The organism is Corynebacterium vitaeruminis, assembly GCF_001054325.1.
Classification (GTDB): domain Bacteria; phylum Actinomycetota; class Actinomycetes; order Mycobacteriales; family Mycobacteriaceae; genus Corynebacterium; species Corynebacterium vitaeruminis_A.
The window spans coordinates 142,849-163,679 of sequence record NZ_JVVM01000025.1; the positions used below are offsets into that span (position 1 = coordinate 142,849).

14 protein-coding genes are annotated in these 20,831 nt (G+C 59.7%); 9 read left to right on the forward strand and 5 right to left on the reverse strand.

The genetic code is table 11. The annotated features are described in order from the left end of the window. Positions 1-7: 7 nt before the first annotated feature. The 5 genes from ADA16_RS08135 (at position 8) to ADA16_RS08155 (ending at position 7,136) form a co-directional block, all read left to right on the forward strand. Positions 8-3,247 carry an error-prone DNA polymerase gene (locus ADA16_RS08135; RefSeq protein ID WP_048760762.1) on the forward strand — a complete coding sequence of 1,080 codons (3,240 nt, stop codon included), beginning with the start codon at positions 8-10 and terminating at the stop codon, positions 3,245-3,247. An 18-nt stretch (positions 3,248-3,265) separates the two neighbouring features. Next, entirely contained in the window at positions 3,266-5,230 is a 1,965-nt protein-coding gene (locus ADA16_RS08140) for an alpha/beta hydrolase family protein (RefSeq protein WP_048760763.1), read from the forward strand. A 107-nt stretch (positions 5,231-5,337) separates the two neighbouring features. Next, positions 5,338-5,820 (forward strand): tRNA (cytidine(34)-2'-O)-methyltransferase, encoded by a 483-nt coding sequence (locus ADA16_RS08145; protein ID WP_048760994.1) that lies wholly within the window; start codon positions 5,338-5,340, stop codon positions 5,818-5,820. A 69-nt stretch (positions 5,821-5,889) separates the two neighbouring features. Next, on the forward strand, positions 5,890-6,747 hold the full coding sequence (locus ADA16_RS08150; protein WP_048760764.1) for a bifunctional methylenetetrahydrofolate dehydrogenase/methenyltetrahydrofolate cyclohydrolase: 858 nt from the start codon (positions 5,890-5,892) through the stop codon (positions 6,745-6,747). 20 nt (positions 6,748-6,767) lie between these two features. Then, complete coding sequence (locus ADA16_RS08155) at positions 6,768-7,136, forward strand: DUF3017 domain-containing protein (RefSeq protein WP_048760766.1); 369 nt, start codon at positions 6,768-6,770, stop codon at positions 7,134-7,136. A gap of 6 nt (positions 7,137-7,142) precedes the next feature. On the opposite strand, the gene metX is transcribed toward ADA16_RS08155, so the two are convergent. The 4 genes from metX to ADA16_RS08175 form a co-directional block, all read right to left on the reverse strand. Next, positions 7,143-8,279 (reverse strand): homoserine O-acetyltransferase MetX, encoded by a 1,137-nt coding sequence (gene metX, locus ADA16_RS08160; RefSeq protein ID WP_048760768.1) that lies wholly within the window; start codon positions 8,277-8,279, stop codon positions 7,143-7,145. A 45-nt stretch (positions 8,280-8,324) separates the two neighbouring features. Then, complete coding sequence (locus tag ADA16_RS08165; protein ID WP_048760769.1) at positions 8,325-9,647, reverse strand: O-acetylhomoserine/O-acetylserine sulfhydrylase; 1,323 nt, start codon at positions 9,645-9,647, stop codon at positions 8,325-8,327. Positions 9,648-10,040: 393 nt separating this feature from the next. Next, a complete protein-coding gene (locus ADA16_RS08170; RefSeq protein WP_048760771.1) occupies positions 10,041-12,263 on the reverse strand; it encodes an NADP-dependent isocitrate dehydrogenase in 2,223 nt (740 codons plus the stop codon). Between the two features lie 273 nt (positions 12,264-12,536). Continuing rightward, entirely contained in the window at positions 12,537-13,592 is a 1,056-nt protein-coding gene (locus ADA16_RS08175) for a hypothetical protein (RefSeq protein WP_048760772.1), read from the reverse strand. 396 nt (positions 13,593-13,988) lie between these two features. Here ADA16_RS08175 and ADA16_RS08180 point away from each other — a divergent pair, with 396 nt between their 5' ends. Together ADA16_RS08180 and ADA16_RS08185 are read left to right on the forward strand one after the other, a co-directional pair. Then, on the forward strand, positions 13,989-15,296 hold the full coding sequence (locus tag ADA16_RS08180) for an MFS transporter (RefSeq protein WP_053084308.1): 1,308 nt from the start codon (positions 13,989-13,991) through the stop codon (positions 15,294-15,296). Positions 15,297-15,339: 43 nt separating this feature from the next. Continuing rightward, on the forward strand, positions 15,340-16,296 hold the full coding sequence (locus tag ADA16_RS08185) for an exodeoxyribonuclease III (RefSeq protein WP_048760773.1): 957 nt from the start codon (positions 15,340-15,342) through the stop codon (positions 16,294-16,296). A 25-nt stretch (positions 16,297-16,321) separates the two neighbouring features. Here ADA16_RS08185 and ADA16_RS08190 read toward each other — a convergent pair whose 3' ends face one another. After that, positions 16,322-19,009, reverse strand: coding sequence for a DUF6541 family protein (locus tag ADA16_RS08190; RefSeq protein ID WP_048760775.1), 2,688 nt, complete (start codon positions 19,007-19,009; stop codon positions 16,322-16,324). A 226-nt stretch (positions 19,010-19,235) separates the two neighbouring features. Here ADA16_RS08190 and ADA16_RS08195 point away from each other — a divergent pair, with 226 nt between their 5' ends. Beyond that, positions 19,236-19,631, forward strand: a complete 396-nt coding sequence (locus tag ADA16_RS08195; protein WP_152680747.1) for a hypothetical protein — start codon at positions 19,236-19,238, stop codon at positions 19,629-19,631. A gap of 144 nt (positions 19,632-19,775) precedes the next feature. Continuing rightward, positions 19,776-20,831, forward strand: coding sequence for a tryptophan--tRNA ligase (trpS, locus tag ADA16_RS08200; protein ID WP_048760778.1), 1,056 nt, complete (start codon positions 19,776-19,778; stop codon positions 20,829-20,831).

The following is a 20,831-nucleotide window of genomic DNA, read 5'->3' on the forward strand; positions in this document are numbered from 1 at the left end:
TCATGACATGGAAAACATCTCGGACGGACAGTTGGGGCAGTCCGGTCGGCCACTGAGTTGGTCGCGGATCGAGCGTATTCTATCGGGTAAATTTTCGGGAAAACTACAGCCTAATGGCAGCTTCAACGGCTGGCGGGGACAGCTGTCAGATTCCATCGTTGGGGCTTTTGAAGCTCCGGAAAGCGGCGCTGGTGGCAGAGGTGGCATGTCATTTACGCCTGCGGATATTAAGGCGGAATTGCACTGTCGTTCGAGTTATTCTTTCCTCCATGGAGCATCGGACCCGGAAGAATTGGTGTCTGAAGCTGCGCGTTTGGGGTTAAACGTGCTGGGGCTGGCAGATCGCGATGGTTTCTACGGAATTGCTCGTTTTGCCGAGGCTGCAGCGGAGGCCGGTATCGCCACAATCATCGGCGCGGAGCTGGGCCTTCCGCAGCGTCCCCTCACGGTGCTGGGGCGTGGGCCGGAGGGCTATCGGCGCCTGAGCCACACGCTGTGTGATGCGCATATGTCGGCAGGGGAGAAGTCCGTCGTCCGCTATCCTCCACTGCCAAAGTTGGGGGAGGCCGCAGGTGGTTTCTGGCAGGTGCTTGCCGACGTTAACTGGGTCGGCGACCTGGAAGAACTTATTGCGGCTTTCGGTGCGGAGAATGTGGCACTCGAACACCGTGTGAGCCCCACAGCGCAGGCAGCCGATGATTCGGAGGCTATTTCGGCCGCAGCTGCAAAGTATGGTCTGCGGGAAGTTGTTTCCTCGGCTGCGACGGCAGCCTCACCTGTGGCAAGCCGGTTGGCTGGGGCGAAGCAGGCCCTTGCTGTGCGGGAGGACTTAGACGGGTTTGAGTCGCGGTTGGAGCCCGCAGGCGGAGCTTGGTTGCGTTCGTGGGGTGAGCTATCGGCGGCAACACGGCATCTGGGGGCGCAGGTGCTGCAGGCAACACAGGACATTGCAGGTGAGTGTGCTTTTACACTTGATCTCATTGCGCCTGAGTTGCCTCGCTGGGAGGTGCCTGCAGGACACGATGAGGATTCGTGGCTGCGGGAGATTGCCCGTGCGGGGGCACGACGGCGCTATGGTCCGGTCGATGGAGCGAGGGATGGCTCCGTGCAAGCGCGGGCGTGGGCACAGTTAGAGAAGGAACTGACTGTGATTCGAGAGCTGGGTTTCCCGGGCTACTTCCTCATCGTGCACGACATCTGTGAGTTCTGTCGCCGCGCGGGAATTCTGGCGCAGGGGCGCGGTTCGGCCGCTAACTCGGTGGTGTGTTTTGCGCTGGGGATCACCAATGTTGACCCCATTAGTGCCGGGTTGTTGTTCGAGAGGTTTCTATCGCCAGAGAGAGACGGGCCGCCGGATATCGATGTAGATATTGAGTCCGGCCGTAGGGAAGAGGTCATTCAGTACGTTTATGAAAAATATGGTCGTGACAACGCCGCGCAGGTAGCCAACGTTATTACCTACCGGCGGCGCGGTGCGTTGCGCGATGCGGCGCGGGCTCTGGGATACTCGCCGGGCGTTATCGATGCGTGGGTCGGAGACCGGGAAGCGTGTCCGCCGGAGCCGGTGCAGCAACTGGCGGAGCAGCTTCGTGGGCAGCCTCGTCACTTAGGAATTCACTCTGGTGGCATGGTGATTTGTGATCGGCCAATTGCGGATGTCGTGCCAGTGGAATGGGCACGCATGGAAGGCCGCTCGGTAGTGCAGTGGGACAAAGATGACTGCGCTGCAGCGGGGCTGGTGAAGTTCGACCTGCTTGGCCTCGGAATGCTGGAAGCCATCCACCATTGCATTGACTTGGTCTATGAGCAGCATGGGCGCCGAGTGAACCTGTGGGAAATAGATGTCGCTGAGCCGGAAGTCTACGAGATGCTGGCACGCGCGGACGCGGTGGGCGTGTTCCAGGTGGAATCGCGTGCCCAGCTAGCCACCTTGCCCAGGCTGAAGCCGAGGGAGTTCTTTGACCTGGTGGTGGAGGTGGCGCTCATTCGCCCAGGTCCGATCCAGGGCGGGAGCGTGCACCCCTACATTCGCCGTCGCAATGGGCTCGAGCCGGTCACCTATGAGCACCCGGTGCTGGAGAAGTCGCTCGGGAAAACACTGGGCATTCCGCTATTTCAAGAGCAGCTGATGCAAATGGCCGTCGATGCGGCAGGGTTCAGCGGGGCAGAGGCGGATTCGCTGCGCCGCGCCATGGGGTCGAAGCGCTCGATAGTCAAAATGGAGGCGCTCCATGCCCGCTTTCTGGCTGGGCTGCAGCGCACCAGCGGAATCGGCGCGGATATCGGGGAACAACTGTGGAACAAGATAGTGGCCTTTGCCGCCTACGGTTTCCCTGAATCGCACGCGCAGTCGTTTGCCTCCTTGGTGTATTTCTCGGCCTGGTTTAAGTACCACTATCCGGCGGAGTTCTGTGTAGCGTTGCTCCGTGCTCAGCCCATGGGGTTTTACTCTCCGCAGTCGTTGATTGCCGATGCCCGTCGGCATGGTATCGGCTGCGATGGTCCGGATATCGCGGTTTCAGGTGTGGAAGCCAGCGTCATCGATGGGCGCATTCGCTTAGGGCTCGGTGCCATCTCCGGTGTGGGCAATGACGTGGCGGAGCGCATTGTCGCAGCGCGCCCATTTGTCGACGCAGCAGATGTCGCCCGCAGAGCTCGGCTGGGTGTTGGACGCATGGAAGCACTGGCACGCGCAGGGGCACTTGGGTCGCTGGGGATTGACCGTCGTCAAGCACTGTGGGCGGCGGGCGTGGCGGCAACGGAAAGTGAGGGCATGCTGCCGGGGCTCACGCTTGCCGACGCACCTGCGTTGCCCGGCATGACGGAGTTTGAGCTGGCAGCCGCTGATTTGATGGCAACGGGCGTGACCCCAGGGCAGTACCCGGTGGCCGCGTTGCGGGCAGACCTGCAGGAACGTGGAGTGGTGCCTGCGGCGGAACTGAAAGCAGTGCCTGACGGAACACGGGTGGAGGTGGCGGGAGTCGTGACGCATAGACAACGTCCAGGGACCGCTGGTGGAGTGACATTTTTGGGCATGGAAGACGAAACTGGGCTGGTGAATGTGCTGTGCACGCCGGGGTTGTGGAATCGATTTCGACCGGTAGCGGTGAATTCGCGGGCGATGGTGGTGCGCGGTATCGCGCAGACAGCCTCTGGTGCGGTGACAATCGTGGCCGATCGTCTGGTGGATATGTCCGAGGCGTTGGGGCGGCCGGTGGTGGCAGGTCGAAGTAGAGATTTTCGCTGACTACTAGAATGGATTGTCATGCGCCAGACCTATGAATCCTCGTTAGCACCGGATGGGAGTGCGATTGCCTTCATTGTCCGCGATAGCGGCTACCCGCATGCAGTACAGCAGGAGATTACTCCGGAGGGGCTAGGGCAGGAGCGCCCTGTGAAACTGCCGGTGGAAGGCCCGGTCACCAGGGTGCTGCACTCCCCGGATGGAAAGTGGATTGCCTGCGAGGTCTCTCCGTACGGTACGGAACGTTTACAGACCTGGCTGGTATCCACCGACCCGGAGGTCGACGGTGCCCGCCCCCTGCGCATGGATGCGGATATGCGGGCCACACTGGTGGAATGGGATAACGATCTGCTCGCGATGAACGCGGTCGATGCCCAGGGCATTAACTATGCGCGTTTGGTCAACCCGACGAACTCAAAGTATGAGGTCATTGATAGGCGCACCGATAGCCAACTGGTGGCGGCTGAAGGCGGGTTTGGCCTCGTGCGGGTGGGGCCGCGTGGCCACCGTGAACTACTGCTAGTCGGGCCGGGGCAGCAGTGGCAGCCGCTGTTGCCGTCTGATCCTGGCTCCACCACGGATGCCGGTGTCTTATTGGCACATCCGGGGCAGGAGAAGCTGACCGCATTTGTGCTCTCGGATCATGGCGCGGAACAGCGTCGCATCCTGCGCCTGGGTATTACTCCTGATAGCGGTACCAGCACCGCTGAGCTGCGCACTGCGGAATCGGCCGCAGCGGAGATTTTGGATATGAAGGTCGGCATCGAAGTCGATGTCGAGGAGTTTATTGGTAATCCGGATCAGGACGTCGAAGAATTCGTCATCAGCGAGGATTCCTCCACTGCGGCTGTGCTGTGGAATAGCGGCGGGGTCAGCACGCTCGAGGTACTAACTCTTGGCCTCCACCCGCAGACCGACGATATACGGGTGATGGTGCGCCGTAATGTGGAATTGCCGGGCATGGTTGCCCGTGAGCTGTCAATTTCCGGTGACGGTGAGCTGATTTCCCTGACCGTAGAAGGGCCAGGGCTCGCGCCGACGGTGGAGATTCTGCGCAATATCGGTGGCGTCATTGAGCCATTGGATATGGAACGCACCGAACGAATTTTGGCTCTGGAAGAGAAAAACCTGGAGACCATGCCAGCGCCAGAGCTGGTCTACTTCGTCTCCCGCGATGGGCTGGAGCTCTCCGGCTGGCTCTATCTTCCGGAGTCGGTGCGCAATAGCTCTAATGACGGTTCCGGAAACGCGCTACCGCCGGCTTTCATCCACATCCACGGCGGTCCAGAACTGCAGGCAAAACCCATCCACCACGATGTTCTCGCCAGCATTGTGGAGGCGGGTTTCGTGGTGTTCACTCCTAACGTGCGCGGTTCCTCCGGGTCCGGTAGGTCATTCGAGCATGCGGGCGACCGCTATGGGCGCTTCGCCGCTATTGCGGATATCGCAGCGGCGCGTTCCTTCCTCGTCGATGCCGGGTTGGCGGATCCAGAGCGCATAGCGCTGGGTGGTCGATCCTACGGTGGCTTCATGTCGCTGTTGGCCTCGGCGTGGTACCCGAATCAGTTTGCTGCCATCGTCGATGCCTGCGGAATGACAAGTTTTGAAACTTACTACCAATCCACCGAACCCTGGTTGGCGCAGGCTGCCTTCCCTAGATACGGCTACCCGTACCAGGATGCTGAGCTGCTACGCGACATCTCGCCACTGCACCGCGCGGAGGAAATGAAGGCTCCAACCCTGTTCATCCACGGTGAGTGGGATACCAACGTGCCCCCGCGCGAGTCCGGTCAGATGCGCAACGCCATGGACGCCTATGGTGTGCCCACTGATTTCCTGGTGGTTGAGGGAGAGGGGCATAAGTTCTCGAAGCCGAGGAGCCGGGCACTCATCGGTGACACGATCATCGCGTTTTTCTCCGAGCATGGCGTGTGTGATGCAGTGCCCGGTACGACAGTGACAGCAGCAACCAATAACGAGCAGTAGTAGAAGAAGCAGTGGAAAAAGAACTGACGGAAGAAACGAATAGCGATACCCCTGGGACAACCGATTCCGGGACCACCAACGCCGGGGCAACCGATTCCACAGACTGGATTAAGAGCCACACCTGTCACGTGCTTTTTGACCGGCCTGTCATCCCACCGAACACAGGAAACGCCATCCGCATGTGTGCGGGTTCTGGAGCCATGCTGCACTTGGCCAAGCCACTGGGATTCAACTTCGATGACAAGAATCTGCGTCGCGCCGGGCTGGATTACCATGACCTGGCCGATGTGCGTATTCACGATTCCATCGATCAAGCGTTGGAGACCTTTGCCAGCCAAGGGTGCCGCATCTTTGCCTTTACCGCACACGCTGACACTTGGCACACAGACATCGAGTACACCAACACTGATGTGCTGCTCTTCGGCCCAGAGCCAACCGGATTGGAACAGTCAGTGCTTGATGATCCGCGAATAACACAATTAGTCCGAATTCCCATGCTGCCTGCTCGTCGCAGCATGAATCTTTCCAACGCTGCCGCTGTGGCTACCTATGAGGTCTGGCGTCAGCAGGGCTTTGTGGGTGGCAAGTAGGGCCAGAACCCAAGGGCGGTTAAGAGACGGTTCTGGGTATTATCCGCTTCTGTGCCTAAGATAAATGCCATGGCAGCGACAAAGCTTGATGGCAAACTCTACCGAGACGAAATCTTTGAAGACCTGGAAAAGCGCGTTGAGCGCTTGAAGGAAGCCAGCCACACTCCGGGCCTGGCCACCGTGCTGGTCGGCGATGATCCAGGCAGCCACTCTTACGTCAAGATGAAGCATCGTGACTGTGAGCAGATTGGTATCGCCTCTATCCGCCGTGACCTCCCAGCTGACACCACGCAAGAAGAGCTCGAGGCAGTAATCACCGAACTGAACGAAAGCCCGGAGTGCACTGGCTACATTGTTCAGTTGCCACTGCCGAAGCACTTGGATGAAAACCGTATTCTGGGGCTCATTGATCCGGACAAGGATGCCGATGGCCTCCACCCGGTAAATCTGGGCAAGTTGGTCCTCAATGAGCCAGCACCGCTGCCGTGCACCCCGAACGGCTGCATTCACCTACTTCGTCGCTTCGGTGTCGAGCTCAATGGCGCAAAGGTCGTCGTCATCGGCCGCGGTGTCACCGTCGGTCGCCCAATCGGCCTGATGCTCACCCGCCGCAGCGAGAACTCCACCGTGACGCTGTGTCACACCGGCACCAAGGACTTGGCCGCTGAAACCCGTCAGGCGGATGTCATCATCGCAGCCGCCGGCGTCGCGCACATGCTCACTGCAGACATGGTCAAGCCGGGCGCTGCGGTACTCGACGTGGGAGTTTCGCGTGTCGACGGCAAGCTGGCCGGTGACGTTGCTGATGACGTCTGGGACATTGCCGGTTACGTATCCCCAAACCCAGGTGGTGTCGGCCCACTGACTCGCGCTTTCCTCGTACGCAATGTCGTCGAGCGCGCTGAAAAGCTCGCTGGCCTGGCCTAGCCAGCCAGGAGGAAGAAGTCATGTCGAAAAGGGAAATTGCGCAGCGTGCCCGGCGGGAAGATCTGCCGGATCCAATGCTGAACCCGCATAGCCCGAAGACCCCGCCGCCGGGGGCATCGTGGCCAATGTGGGTGCAGTACACGATTTATGGCGCGCTCTTTTTCGGCATGTCTGCCTTCGTCGTGTTCCTGGGGCTGGAGCGATGGCGACGCGCCACATTCATGCTGGGAATCACAATGATGCTGCTCGGCGTGGCTAGGCAGTACCTGCCGGACAGCATTCTAGGCGTGTTCTCTGTACGATCCCGGGCCTTTGACCTATGGTTTTGCTCCATAGTCGGGATGGGGATTGTATTCCTCGCAGTCAGCGTGGATGCGCTGGGAAGCTAGCTGACATTAGCTGACATCGCGAGCGAGGAAATCACGCACAATCGAATCCACCCGCTCGAACTCCGTTAAGAATCCGTCGTGGCCCACGGCGGATTCAATCTTTTCTAGCCCCATGCAATTGCCCAGATTGCGGGCGAGGTGCTCCTGCTGGTGGAAGGGGTAGAGAATATCCGTGTCCACACCGGCAATCATGGTTGGCACGGTCGATGAGTGCAGCGCTTCATTGAGACCACCGCGACCACGGCCAATATTGTGCCGATTCAGGGTATCGGTGAGCACGACATATGACCCGGCGTCGAAACGCTGAGCAAGCTTTTTCGCTTGGTGATCCAAGTAGCTTTCTACCTGGAAGCGGTCTTCCGTGCGCATCGGGCCCAGCGGATTCTCACCAGGCTGTGCTGCCGCGCCGAAGCGATCATCCATCTCCAGCTCGCCACGGTACGTCAAATGCGCGACCCTGCGTGCAAAACCCAGGCCTCGGGTCGGGGTCACGCCGCGGTCGTAGTAATCGCCACCATGCCAATTGGGGTCGGACTCAATGAACTGAATCTGCGCAGACTGAATACCTATCTGCCAAGCAGACGCACGTGCGCCGACACACATCACCAATGCCTTGCCGACGAAATCAGGGAGCATCAGTGACCACTCAAGCGCGCGAGCCCCACCCAGGGAACCGCCAATGACAGCTTCGAGACGGGAAATTCCCAGCGCCTGTAGCGCCAGGTGCTCCACCGTCACCGTGTCGCGCACGGAGAGCGCGGGGAAGCGAGAGCCCCAGGGCTTGCCGTCGTCCGGATGTGGGCTGGAGGGGCCAGTTGTACCTCGACAGCCACCGATGACATTGGTGCAGATGATGCAGTACTCGTCGGTATCCAGTGCGCGGGCGGAGCCAATCATTCCATTCCACCAACCCGCAGTCGGATGATACTCATCCGAGGGGCCGGAAGCGTGGGCATCACCGGTCAAAGCGTGCTCGAGGAGGATGACATTCGAGCAGTCGTCGTTAAGCCGGCCCCAACGTTCGAACTCGACGGTGACGTCGGGAATGATCGCGCCAGCCTCGGTTGTGACATCGCCGATAAAGACATGCCCCGGCTCGCCCTCGGGTGGGAGGGCGGCCGGGGTAGATGGGGAAAAGCTCATGCCTTATAGACTACTTAGTCCGCAATGCGTCTGTGTACAAACGGTCTAGGCGAGTGCTGCGAAGCCGCCCTCGAGGTCAGCGATGATGTCATCGATGTTCTCAATACCGACGGAGAGGCGCACGGTGGCCTGGGAAATACCGGCGCGAGTCAGACCCTCCTCATCGGACTGGGAGTGAGTGGTGGTGGCCGGGTGGACAACCAGCGAGCGGACATCACCGATGTTGGCGACGTTGGAGTGCAGCTTCAGAGCGTCAATGAACTTCCAAGCCTTGGCGGTGTCGGCATCCTTCAAGTCGAAGGAGAGCACGCCGCTGGCGCCGGAGAGGCCCAGCTTGGTCAGGGTTTCGTGCCACGGGGAGCTCGGCAGGCCAGCGTAGTTGACCTTGGCGACCAGCGGGTGGTTCTCGAGGAACTCAGCGACAGCCTTGGCGTTCTCATTGTGGCGCTCGATGCGCAGAGACAAGGTGTCGAGGCCCTGCGCCAGAACCCACGCGTTGAACGGAGCCGGAGTAGCACCAGTGTCGCGGAGAATGCCAGCGCGAGCACGCAGCGCGAAGGCCGGGGCGCCCAGGTCGACGAACTTAAGACCGTGGTAAGCCTCGTCGGCCTCGGTGAAGTTCGGGAAGATGGAGCGGCCGTTGCGGGTCTGAGTCCAGTCGAACTTGCCGCCGTCGACGATGACACCGCCGAGGGAGGAACCGTTACCGGTCAGGAACTTGGTGGTGGAGGAAACCACGACGTCGGCACCGTGCTCGAGTGGGCGCAGCAGAGCAGGGGTCGGGACAGTGTTGTCGACGATCAGCGGAACGTTGTTGCGGTGTGCAACCTCAGAGATTGCTGGGATATCCAGGATGTCGATCTGCGGGTTGGCAATGGACTCGCCGTAGAAACCGACGGTGTTGTCCTGAACTGCTGCCTGCCAGGACTCCGGATCATCCGGGTTCTCGACGAAAGTGCAGTCGATACCCAGGCGCGGCAGGGTGACCTTGAACAGGGTCTCAGTACCACCGTAGAGGCGCGGCGAAACGACGAAGTGGTCGCCCGCACGAGCCAGGGTGAGAACAGCAGCGGTCTCAGCTGCCTGGCCGGAGGCGAACAGTACGGCTGCGACGCCACCCTCAAGGCTGGCGATGCGCTGCTCGACAGCATCCACAGTCGGGTTGGTCAGGCGGGAGTAAATCGGGCCTGCATCCGAGAGATTGAAGCGGTTGGCAGCGTGCTCAGCGGAATTAAACACGTAGGAGGAGGTGTTGTAAATCGGCAGGTTACGCGCGGAGGTCTGTGCGTCCGGTGCGAAGCCGGCGTGAATAGCGCGAGTGGACAGGCCCCAGTCAGCGGCGTTGCTGTTGTCGTACTTGGTGGTCATTTCAGATACTTCCTTGCGGTTTTTGAGGTTGTTCAAAACGTTGCTTACAAACAATAGTGAACCAAGCTGTCTATTGCAAAATTTTGGAAAAACCCAAGGTAAGGGGGTGTGTGTAGCTGTGTCGAGAGTGCTATAGCCCGCTTAGTACGGATTGGGTTGGTTGGTTGTGTGGTGTGATTAGTTGCGTGGGCGGGCCAAGCTGGGGCTGTGTATGAACGAACAGTCCGGAAACCGTCAGGGATGGGATGGAGGTCAGGGCACAGAAAAAGCCCCACGCATCATGTGCATCAAATGCAACATGAGCGAGGGGCTATCGCCTGAAATCACCGGCCAGCTAGTTCGGCCAGGACTGGCCAGGACTGGCCAGGACCAGCCAGCGGCAAGCAGCTAGTCCTACTTCTTCAGACCGTCGATGATCTCGTTGAACTCAGCGGACGGACGCATAACCGCGGAGGTTTTCTCATCGTCCGGCAGGAAGTAGCCACCCAGGTCAGCCGGGGAACCCTGGGCATCAATCAGGGTCTTGGTGATGGACTCTTCCTTCTCTGTGAGAGCCTTGGCAACTGGTGCGAAAACTTCCTTCAGCTCGGAGTTCTCGTCCTGCTTGGCCAGCTCCTGTGCCCAGTAGAGAGCCAGGTAGAAGTGGGAGCCGCGGTTGTCAATCTCGCCAGCCTTGCGGGACGGCGACTTGCCCTCGTCGAGTAGGGTAGCGGTTGCCTTGTCCAGGGCCTCAGCCAGAACACGCGGACGTGGGTCGTCGTCATCTTCAGCGGCGTAGCGCAGGGACTCGGCCAATGCCAGGAACTCACCCAGGGAATCCCAGCGCAGGTGGTTTTCTTCCTGAACCTGCTGGACGTGCTTCGGGGCGGAACCGCCTGCACCGGTCTCGAACAGACCGCCACCGGCCATCAGCGGCACGACCGACAGCATCTTAGCGGAGGTGCCCAGCTCCATAATCGGGAACAGGTCGGTGAGGTAGTCACGCAGCACGTTGCCGGTCACGGAGATGGTGTTCTCGCCGCGGCGGATGCGCTCGAGGGAGAACTTGGTAGCGGACACTGGATCCATGATGCGAATGTCCAGGCCTTCGGTGTCGTGATCTGCCAGGTACTCGTTGACCTTGCTGATCAGGTTGTTGTCGTGCGCGCGCTGCGGGTCGAGCCAGAACACTGCCGGGTCGCCAGTGATACGAGCGCGGTTAACGGCCAGCTTCACCCAGTCGCGGATTGGAGCGTCCTTGGTCTGGCAGGAGCGCCAGATGTCACCCTCGGCGACGTGGTGCTCAATCAGAACCTCGCCAGCGGAGTTGATGACCTGCAGGACACCGTCAACCGGAACCTGGAAAGTCTTATCGTGGGAGCCGTACTCCTCAGCCTTCTGAGCCATCAGGCCGACGTTCGGGACCGAGCCCATGGTTGCTGGGTCGAAAGCGCCATTGGCGCGGCAGTCCTCGATAACAGCCTGGTAGACGCCAGCGTAGGAGGAGTCCGGGATAACTGCGAGAGTGTCGCACTCGTCGCCATCCGGGCCCCAGCCCTTACCGCCGTTGCGGATCAGCGCCGGCATGGAGGCGTCAACGATGACGTCGGACGGAACGTGAAGGTTGGTGATGCCCTTGTCGGAGTTCACCATGTAGAGGGCCGGGCCGTCCTTCAGGTCCTTTTCAATTGCGGACTTGACGGCTGCAGCGGTTGCGCCGTCCAGCTTGTGCAGGCCGTCGAGGATGGCAGCGATGCCGTAGTCCGGAGTCAGGTTGGCAGCAGCCAGTTTGGACTCGAACTTCGGGAAAACAGATGGCAGGAAGGCCTTGACGACCTCACCGAAAATCAGCGGGTCAGAGACCTTCATCATGGTGGCCTTCAGGTGCACGGAGAACAGGATGTTCTCGCGCTTTGCGCGACGAATCTGAGCGCGGAGGAAGTTGTCCAGAATGTGGACGTTCATTCCGGTGCCATCAATAATCTCGCCCTTGAGGACCGGCATGTCCTTCTTCAGGGTGATGATCTGGCCGTCGTTGGACTCGAGCTGGTAGGTCAGCTTGTCATCTTCCGCCATGACCACGGACTTCTCGTTGTGGCGGAAGTCGTTGGAGGCCATGGTGGCAACGTTGGTCTTGGAGTCTGCAGACCAAGCGCCCATGCGGTGGGGGTGCTTGCGGGCGTAGTTCTTCACCGGCTCCGGAGCGCGGCGGTCGGAGTTGCCCTCACGCAGAACCGGGTTAACAGCAGAGCCCTTGACCTTGTCGAACTTGGCGCGGTCAGCAGTCTCCTCTTCGCCTTCTGGCTGCGACTTGTACTTCGGAATGTCGTAGCCCTTTTCCTGCAGCTCTGCGACAGCACGCTTAATCTGCGGGACGGATGCAGAGATGTTCGGCAGCTTGATGATGTTGGCGTCTGGCTCCTTGACCAGCTCGCCTAGGGCCGCCAGTGCATCCTCTACCTTCTGCTCGTCCGAAAGGCGTTCCGGGAACTGAGCCAGAATGCGGCCTGTGAGGGAGATATCGCGGGTTTCAACATTGACACCAGCCTGGCTTGCAAATGCCTCCACGATGGGCTTCAGCGAGTAGCTTGCCAGCAGAGGGGCTTCGTCAGTACGGGTCCAAATAATTGTCGCCATAATTCATGTCTCCTATCTGTTTTGTTCCACGATAACCCAGTTTTGATTCTTGGGTCGGGCAGGGGCATAGCGTAAAAGCAGTGATAGTGATATGAATAACGCGATTATGTGAGACAAGTCACGAAATGTTCAATTATTTGGCGCTTGTTTGTCGCTTATTCGTCGCTTTCCATTCTATTTTCGCTTTACGACGGTCCCCGCGCCCAGGCCTCTTAAATAAAAAAACCGCGCTGGGTGTCGTGCACACCGGCGCGGTTGTTCAGGGCAGCCTCGTTAGTTCTGCGGATTGTTCGGAGAATTATTCTGACCGAACTGGAAGCCCTGGTTGTTCTGGGCCTGGGGGTACTGCGGAGTGAAACCCTGTGAAGGAGCTGGCTGGGTAGTCTTGACCAAGGCCTGTCCGCGGAACCATGCGCGCATGTCCTTGAGGAACATAAGAACGCAAGCGGCGATTAGCATGGCACCTGCAAGGAAGAGGACGACGTCAACCCATGAGTTCAAGAACATGATGGGGACGATAGTCATAGTCAACGCCAGCGGTGCCACGGTGACGCAGAAAAAGATTGGTGTCGTTGAGTCTTCACCGCGGAGGATGGAGTGAATCCAGTATGCGGTCAAGGTAACAAGCATCATTCCAAGCATTAGAAGGATTGGAACAAGAATGAGGGCGGCAGCAGCGCCCAACATGTAGCCGATGTCGTCCCAAGAATCGCCCAACGATGACTCTAGGCTGTCGAGATCGTTGGCGCCCTGGATGCCGAGCTTGATTGCGTACAGAACTGTGATGATGCCAATCAGAGTTGAAAAACCGACCAAGCCGGTGGTGATTCGAGGGATAAGTGGCATACGCTGCCACATGTTCTGCAGTGTGGCATTTGCGGGTAGTGGCGGTACATCTATGGTCGCCGTGGTGGTTACCGTTGCAGGGCCGGTCTGAGTTGGGGCGGACCACTGTGCTTGTTGGGCCTGAGACTGGGACTGCTGTGCTTGAGACTGCTGTGCCTGTGGTTGCTGGGAGTGCGCTTGCTGGGCTTGCGGCTGAAACGAGGGCTCCTGCGCAGCAGATGCCGGGCGACTTGCCAGCTCGCGCAGCGTCGCAATGGAGATGGTCGCGTTTTCATCGGCCAGCAAGGCGTCGTATTCGCGGCGACGCCCCTCATCACCAAGCACCTGGAGAGCGGTGAACTTCTCCTGGAACTCGCCGGAGTACTCTGCGACACCAGCGTCACGCAGCTCCGAGAGTTGACCAGAAAGCTTTGAGTGGAGTTCCTCGGTGCTGGCTGCACTATCCAGCTTCAGAGACTCGTAGAGGTTATAGCGGTCGGCCATAGGGGATCAAAATCCTATCCGTATTGCAGTTCAAAATATTCTTTAAAACAATTTACCGGGTAGGTAGTGAATCGGCATCGAAGACCCCCGAAAGCTCGGTAGTAGAAACTCGGTGGTGGTCGGAAGGATTGGGGTGCCCCGGCGAATAATTCCTCGTACAGAAAGTATTAAGAGGACTGAGTGAGTTCCTGCCGCTAATGGCCGTCGATGTAATTCCGCACACAATTACCCAGGAAGAGGCGGTTTAAAATGGTGAAATTTTTGTGTTGGGGAGTAGAGTCTCATTTTTCCCTTGCAGCTTCCCTCTCGATTTTCGCCATATCGTCTCAGAGGTGAAAAGCCGAGGGCTCTAAGAATCAACCAACTGGCGTAGATAGAGAAAAGGAGACGGTCGCAATGACGTCGTCAAGCGAAGTAGTAACACACAACGACGACAATGTGCGTGTACGTCGTGTGGGAACGCTCAGCTCGCGTCGTCGTCCTGTCCCGGTGCAGGACGATATCTCTGATGTACGCCGAATCTTGGTGATTGTGGCGCTGTCGGTGGGCGCATTTGGCATCGGAGTTACCGAATTTGTGGCCATGGGACTGCTGCCGTACATCGCTGACGCCTTTGGACGCGATGAGGATGCCGCAGGGCGCATGATTTCGATGTACGCGCTCGGCGTCGTCGTGGGCGCGCCTCTGATTACAGTGCTGACCGGTTCCATCCCGCGCAGGCGCATGCTACTGCTGTTGATGGCTGCATTCACTGTGGGCAATGGTGCCACGGTGTGGGCGGGCACCCTGGGCTCCTTTGAAGCCGTGATGGTCTCCCGCTTCATCGCCGGTCTGCCGCACGGTGCGTACTTCTCGGTAGCGGGTCTGGTGGCGGCCTCCCTGGCGAAGCCGGGGCAACGCGGCAAAATGGTAGCGCTATCAGGCGTGGGGCTATCTGTGGCGACGGTGATTGGCGTGCCGGCCGCGCAGGTGCTGGGGCAGATTTACGGTTGGCGCAGTGCCTTCGCATTTGTCGCGGTCATCGGCCTGATTGCGCTGGTTTCGCTGTGGTTCGCCGTGCCGCACATGAACCGTATGCCCAAGACGCGCCCGATGGATGAGCTCTCGGCGCTGGTGACACCGCAGGTGCTGTTGACCGTCGCGATCGGCACTGTCGGCTTCGGCGGTATGTTCGCGGTCTACACCTACATCACCTGGACCATGACTCGCGAAGCAGGCATGAGCGAAAACCACATCTGGGTTGTGCTGATGGCCTACGGCATCGGCATGGTGGTCGGCACCTACATCGGTGGTTGGCTCTCCGACCGCATCGGGGAGTGGGGCATCATGGTGGCGCTGGTGCTGATGGTGATTATGCTCAGTGCTTTCTACTTCACCTCACAGAATGCTGTGCTGGGCACGGTTAACTTCCTCCTTATCGGTCTGTTGGGATCGGTATTGGTGCCGAATCTGCAGACTCGGCTGATGGATGTCGCCGGTCGCGCACAGACGCTGGCGGCAGCTCTCAACCAGGCCGCACTGAACATGGCCAACGCATTCGGAGCCGCGCTCGGTGGTTGGGTCATCGCTTCCGGTTATGGCTACCGCGCACCGGCCTTGGGTGGCGCGACGTTGGCGCTGTTGGCTATCTTCATCGCTCTGCCGACGATTGTGCTCTACCGCCGCTCACAGGCGAAGAAGGCCGAACGCGTTGAACTGCGCTAGGGAGCTGCAAGGCGCGGTGCACGCATAGGTAACGTATGAGGGCATGAGCCTTACAATCGCGACGATCAATGTCAACGGCATTCGCGCCGCCGTCAAGGAGCGCAGTGAGACCAACTTGGGATTGCTGGAGTGGTTGAAGCACACCACTTCCGATGTCGTTTTGCTGCAGGAAGTCCGCGCCACCGACGACCAGGCACGCAAGGCCCTCGCGCCCGCTTTCGATGCCGGATGGCACTGGGTTGGCGCTGAAAACCTGGGCGCCAAGGGGCGCGCCGGCGTGGGCATTCTCTCCCGCTTTCCGCTTAACGACGTCCAGGTGGGCATCGGCTCGGATGAGTTCGAAGAATCCGGTCGGTTTATCAGTGGTGTTGCCCCGGCCGCGGCTACCGGCCTGGATGCGGATGTCCAGATTGCCAGCCTTTACCTGCCCTCTGGTGCTGCGCTCAGTGAGAAGCAGGATGAGAAGTACCGCTTCCTCGATGCCTTCTCCGACTACTTGGCTGACCTGGGGGCCAAGGGGCGCGATGGTCACCATGCAGTTATCGGTGGCGACTGGAACATCTGCCACCGCGAACAGGACTTGAAGAACTGGAAGACCAACCGCCGTAAGAGCGGTTTCCTGCCACAGGAGCGCGCCTGGATGGATTCGGTCTTCGGCTGCTGGCCGGATGAAAACCCACAGGATTCACAGGTTCAGGCCACAGAAAAAGAGATGGAATCCGGTGCCTTCTCCGATGGTTCTGTGTGGGAGGCCCCGGAGCTCAATGCCAATCCGGTGTGGTTCGATGTCACTCGCCGTCTGCACCCTGAGGCCGACGGCCCCTGGTCCTGGTGGACCTACCGCGGTAAGGCGTTCGATACCGATGCCGGTTGGCGCATCGATTACCAGGCGGCTACCGAACCAATGCTCAGGCGTGCCGTCAGCTCGGTTGTGGACAAGCCTGCCGCCTACGATCTTCGCTGGACGGACCACGCGCCGGTGATCGTGGAGTACGCCTAAACTCGGCACGCACCTAGGCCGCGGACTAGTGTGCTCCGGCGCCAGCGAGCTCGGGAATCAACTCCGGCTCAGGAGCCGCTACGAGATGGCGGTTCTGCCGCAGCATGGAGGCGATGCCGTCGACGATGGCGTCGGCCCATTTGTCCTGCATAGCGGGGTCGGCCAAATCTTCAGTGAGTTTGGCGGCACCCACCGCGCCCAGCGATAGCGCAACCGTCGGCGCATGCGGCCGCGAACTCTGGTTCACCGCCACTGCCGGTGCCAGGCCGGTGCGAAACTCCGTAGGCACTCCGTTTGTGCTGTAACTACTGTGCGGATTGAAACCACGGAACACCATTCCGTCACGCACGCCTGCCGCTAACTGCCAATCAGCAGGGGCATCGTCGTCAGGTTCGAGAGACTCCACAACAGCCGAGACCGAAAAACCACGATCGCCGATATTATCCCTGGAAAGGGTCTGGCCCTCTGACGAGCGACCGACGATTACGGTGGCTGCGCTCCTCGTGCCGTCGGCAAGCGAATGTGCCCCGACGATTGCGCCGCGCTGACGGAGCTTGTCGCTGGCGCGTTGTACGATGCTGTCGATGTGAGCGGAGGTGTCCTCACTCAAACGCAGCGTGCGAGGCAGGTCGGCGTTAATGGCTTCGATGGCCTCGCGGCGGGAGTCGACGGTGATTCGTGCGCCGGCGAGCGGATCGACAGCCTCGTCGGGCGAAGGGATAATCGGCTGACGTGCTGGCATCCACAGTGGATTCGGGCTCGCCGGGCGGTGCGGAGAACTGTTGACAACAGCGTGCAGCTCTTCGGGCAAGAACATCTTGTTGACCGCGAAGATCATCACTGAGCCGTCGTGATACACAGGTGTGAGCCCAGGCGCGTGCCATGCCCACGAACGCATAGACAGCGCCTCCGTGCCATCCTTACTTACGCCCGGCGGAGAACTAATGATGTAGTGCACGCCCAACTTTTGCGCCATGGCATCGAATTCCCGATGTGAACCGAGCAAATCCACGTTCGTCGGTAGTTTCTTGCTCGCCTCGGCATTCTTGTCGGGGAAGGAGAAATGACGGAACAGCGTCGGCAGCCCAGCGATGGCGTACATCCACGCAGAACCGTCACGACGGTCGTTGAGAATATGCCCCTCAAATGCATGTGGCTGCTCGGACAGCCAATCAATGGCTTCCATGTCCGCAGCGGTCACAAACGTATTACCGAAACTTGCGCGAATTGCATCGCGCTGAGCAGGTCCGCTCATCCATGTTGCAGGCACAATCGCCAGCGCCGCCACGATTCCGGTCGCTAACGCGGGGTTCCACGGTTTGACCGGCTGATTTCGCTTTGCGACGATCCACTGCGCCGCAGCCATAATTGCGACAACGGCAGCCGCCACTGCGTAGCCGACCAGCACTGCTCGCAAAATTCCCATAACCGCCTGGATGCGGTACGGCATGTCATAGAAGAAAGTGCCGACAAACTTCAGATAGGTGCCGGACGGCTCCGCCCAACGGGACTGCGCGCTATCGGAAACCACGAAGAGTAGCCCAAAAACCAGTGCCGGCCACGGCGCCCATGGGCTTCCCGGCAGGCGAGATAGAAGCGACACCACCAGGCCGATAAGCACAAGAACCAGAACGGCTCGGGAAAAGATGGGCTCGTCAGCGTAGCGGGAAAACCCGATAAGAGTCCGCCACAGCGATTCGGAGCGGGAAATTTCAATTTGGCCGGTAAAGCCCGCAACGGATTCACCTTGCCCACTCGCGGACAGCGCCACCGGGAGAGTCATCACCAGCGTGAGCGTCCCGATGATGAGTGTGCGCACTAAGCCGCTGACACTCGGCTGGGTGATCATCCACAATCCGACGAACAGGGCGGCAGCAATTGCGCCGGCCGGATGGGTGATAAACGTGCCGACCAGGGCAAGCGTAGCGGGGACAATATAGCCCCGCATGGTCAAAGCCACAGCGATGGGGAAAGTGGCCACCGCGAGCAAGTACGGCATGGAGGATGTGCGCCACAGCGCCACCCAAATCTCCGGAAGCATCAGCGTGGCGACGGCAGCTGCGGGACCAGCGTAGGCCGCCCACTTGGGGCCAACTGCGGTGCGGGCTAGCACCGCAGTTGCTGCGGGCAGAAGCAGCGCCGGGGCCAGGAGCGCAAACACGTTTGCATCGAGGAAGACCGAGCCGGGCAGTAGCCCCGCCACGGCATGCCAGCCGGTGGGGTAGAACATTTCGGCTCCGGTTTCCTGATTCATCAGTTCGCCGGCCGCGGTGGGCGAGGCTATGGCCTGTTCGTCGATGAACCGGAGGAAGTTGGTGTGCCAGAGCATGTCCCAGGCTTCGCGGATAGCGCCGGGGCCACCGGGGACGTCGTTAAGCATGAGCATTGCGCGCATCGAGCCGACCACCGTAACCCCGGCGACAATCATCGAGGTGACCGCGCCGGAGTCGAAGCTGTCTTCGGGCGTTGCGCGGGGGATGAACCTGCGCACCAGATATCCAATGGCACAGAACCATGCCCACATGCCGGTCACGAAGAGCCAGGTGTAATCCAGTCCGAGCGCGTAGGACAACCATGCGGAAAAACTGGTCACGCCCAGCATTAGTGGCCCGGCTGATGCTAGCGCGAGAGTGGGGCGTAGCCCACTGATCCAACCGAGAACTGTTCCCGGAACCAGCAGGATAAAGACGGTAACCGCAATGGCTGCGAGCATAGGACTCCTGACGGGTAACAGCATTGAATTAGTTCAATAATACCTGTGGGTCTGTTCGGCACATGGGACGCAAGCGCCTAAGATTTAAAGAAGGGCTGATGGGACTTCAGCTGCTGCAAAGCTCGGGCGCGAATTTGCGCAGGACTTAAAGCGAGCTCGGAGTGGACCCGGAAAGGAGAGGGCATCCCTAGTGAAAAACGGCGAGAGCGATAATAAGCGGCACCAAATGGCCGATTTGGAAGCCATCGCACGGAGTCTGCAGAACGATCCGGGCACCGCTGTCAATGTCCCAGTAGTCGTGACCTCCGGTGTCATCGTTGCCTTCATCGTGCTGTCGTTTGTCTACTCGTGGCCGCTGTGGATTTCCCTCGGACTCATTGTTCTGTTGGGTGGTGTGATGGTCGTGTCCTACACCCGCAGGCCACCCGTGGCGCCACTGGAATTAACTCAAGCGGAACGCGAGCGTGTTCGCCGTGTCCTCACCGAGCACGGTATCCGCCCGGCTGTCACCCTGGTGCGCGCACTGTATCCAGAGGAATCACCGGCCGCTGCGGCGCGGACCGTCAAATTGTTGTCCGAGCGAGTGCTTGCGGAGCAAGATCGCGAGGATCGTCGGGGCTAGCACTTGGCAGTCGGCTTTATAGCGGTCGGCGTCAGTTTAAGGACCAGACGTCATTGACCGACGTTCTTGCAAAAGCCTGCGGTGTTGTTGAAACAGGTACGCAGTCGACTCTCCACTGAGAACCTCGCGCTAGACTTATTGGTTATGAGTGAAAGCAAGGGTCCTGAAGCAACTAATCCTGCACCGAGTGTTCGTAAGCAGCGCGTCCTGTCCGGCATTCAGCCGACCGCAGATTCCTACCACCTGGGCAACTACCTGGGAGCACTGAAGAACTGGATTAATCTGCAGGATGACTTCGACGCTTACTACTTCATTCCTGACCTGCACGCCATCACTGTCGAGCAGAATCCGAAGGAGCTGCGTCAGCGCACTATCGCCGGTGCCGCACAGCTGATTGCACTTGGTATCGATCCGGAGAAGTCGGTGCTGTTCGTGCAGTCGCATGTTCCCGAGCACGCGGAGCTCGGATGGGTGTTGACCTGCTTGACTGGTTTTGGTGAAGCCAGCCGCATGACGCAGTTTAAGGACAAGTCCTCCCGCCAGGGCGCCGAACACACCTCTGCAGGTTTGTTCGCCTACCCGATGTTGATGGCAGCCGACATCCTGCTCTACCGTCCGCAGCTGGTACCGGTGGGAGAAGATCAGCGCCAGCACCTCGAGCTGACACGTAACCTGGCACAGCGCTTCAATTCTCGCTACAAGAAGACCTTCGTGGTGCCGGATCCGCACATTATGGAAGGATCCGCAAAGATCTACGACCTGCAGGATCCGACCTCGAAGATGAGTAAGTCGGGTGCAAACCCGAAGGGCATTATTAACCTGTTGGACGACCCGAAGGTCTCCGCCAAGCGCATTCGCTCGGCCGTTACCGACAATGACGGCGAAATTCGCTTCGACCGCGAGAACAAGCCGGGCGTTTCCAACCTGCTGGTCATTCAGTCGGCGCTGACTGACAAGCCCGTCGACGAGCTCGTTGCCGGTTACGAAGGTGCAGGCTACGGCCAACTGAAGGCTGACACCGCCGATGCACTGGAGGCATTCACCACGCCACTGCGTGCACGCTATGAAGAACTCATGGCCGACCGCGGTGAGTTGGAGCGCATCCTGGCCAACGGTGCTGACCGCGCCCGTGAAGTTGCCGCCAAGACCCTTGCAGATGTCTACGAGCGCGTCGGATTCCTGAAGGCTGCCAACCGCTAA

What these genes read in the sequence shown, in the direction of transcription:
- trpS (WP_048760778.1), top strand. Translation starts at nt 19,776, where the DNA reads ATGAGTGAAAGCAAGGGTCCTGAAGCAACTAATCCTGCACCGAGTGTT.
- ADA16_RS08135 (WP_048760762.1), top strand. Translation starts at nt 8, where the DNA reads ATGGAAAACATCTCGGACGGACAGTTGGGGCAGTCCGGTCGGCCACTG.
- ADA16_RS08195 (WP_152680747.1), top strand. Translation starts at nt 19,236, where the DNA reads ATGGCCGATTTGGAAGCCATCGCACGGAGTCTGCAGAACGATCCGGGC.
- ADA16_RS08175 (WP_048760772.1), bottom strand. Translation starts at nt 13,592, where the DNA reads ATGGCCGACCGCTATAACCTCTACGAGTCTCTGAAGCTGGATAGTGCA.
- ADA16_RS08170 (WP_048760771.1), bottom strand. Translation starts at nt 12,263, where the DNA reads ATGGCGACAATTATTTGGACCCGTACTGACGAAGCCCCTCTGCTGGCA.
- ADA16_RS08180 (WP_053084308.1), top strand. Translation starts at nt 13,989, where the DNA reads ATGACGTCGTCAAGCGAAGTAGTAACACACAACGACGACAATGTGCGT.
- ADA16_RS08155 (WP_048760766.1), top strand. Translation starts at nt 6,768, where the DNA reads ATGTCGAAAAGGGAAATTGCGCAGCGTGCCCGGCGGGAAGATCTGCCG.
- metX (WP_048760768.1), bottom strand. Translation starts at nt 8,279, where the DNA reads ATGAGCTTTTCCCCATCTACCCCGGCCGCCCTCCCACCCGAGGGCGAG.
- ADA16_RS08140 (WP_048760763.1), top strand. Translation starts at nt 3,266, where the DNA reads ATGCGCCAGACCTATGAATCCTCGTTAGCACCGGATGGGAGTGCGATT.
- ADA16_RS08150 (WP_048760764.1), top strand. Translation starts at nt 5,890, where the DNA reads ATGGCAGCGACAAAGCTTGATGGCAAACTCTACCGAGACGAAATCTTT.
- ADA16_RS08185 (WP_048760773.1), top strand. Translation starts at nt 15,340, where the DNA reads ATGAGCCTTACAATCGCGACGATCAATGTCAACGGCATTCGCGCCGCC.
- ADA16_RS08165 (WP_048760769.1), bottom strand. Translation starts at nt 9,647, where the DNA reads ATGACCACCAAGTACGACAACAGCAACGCCGCTGACTGGGGCCTGTCC.
- ADA16_RS08190 (WP_048760775.1), bottom strand. Translation starts at nt 19,009, where the DNA reads ATGCTCGCAGCCATTGCGGTTACCGTCTTTATCCTGCTGGTTCCGGGA.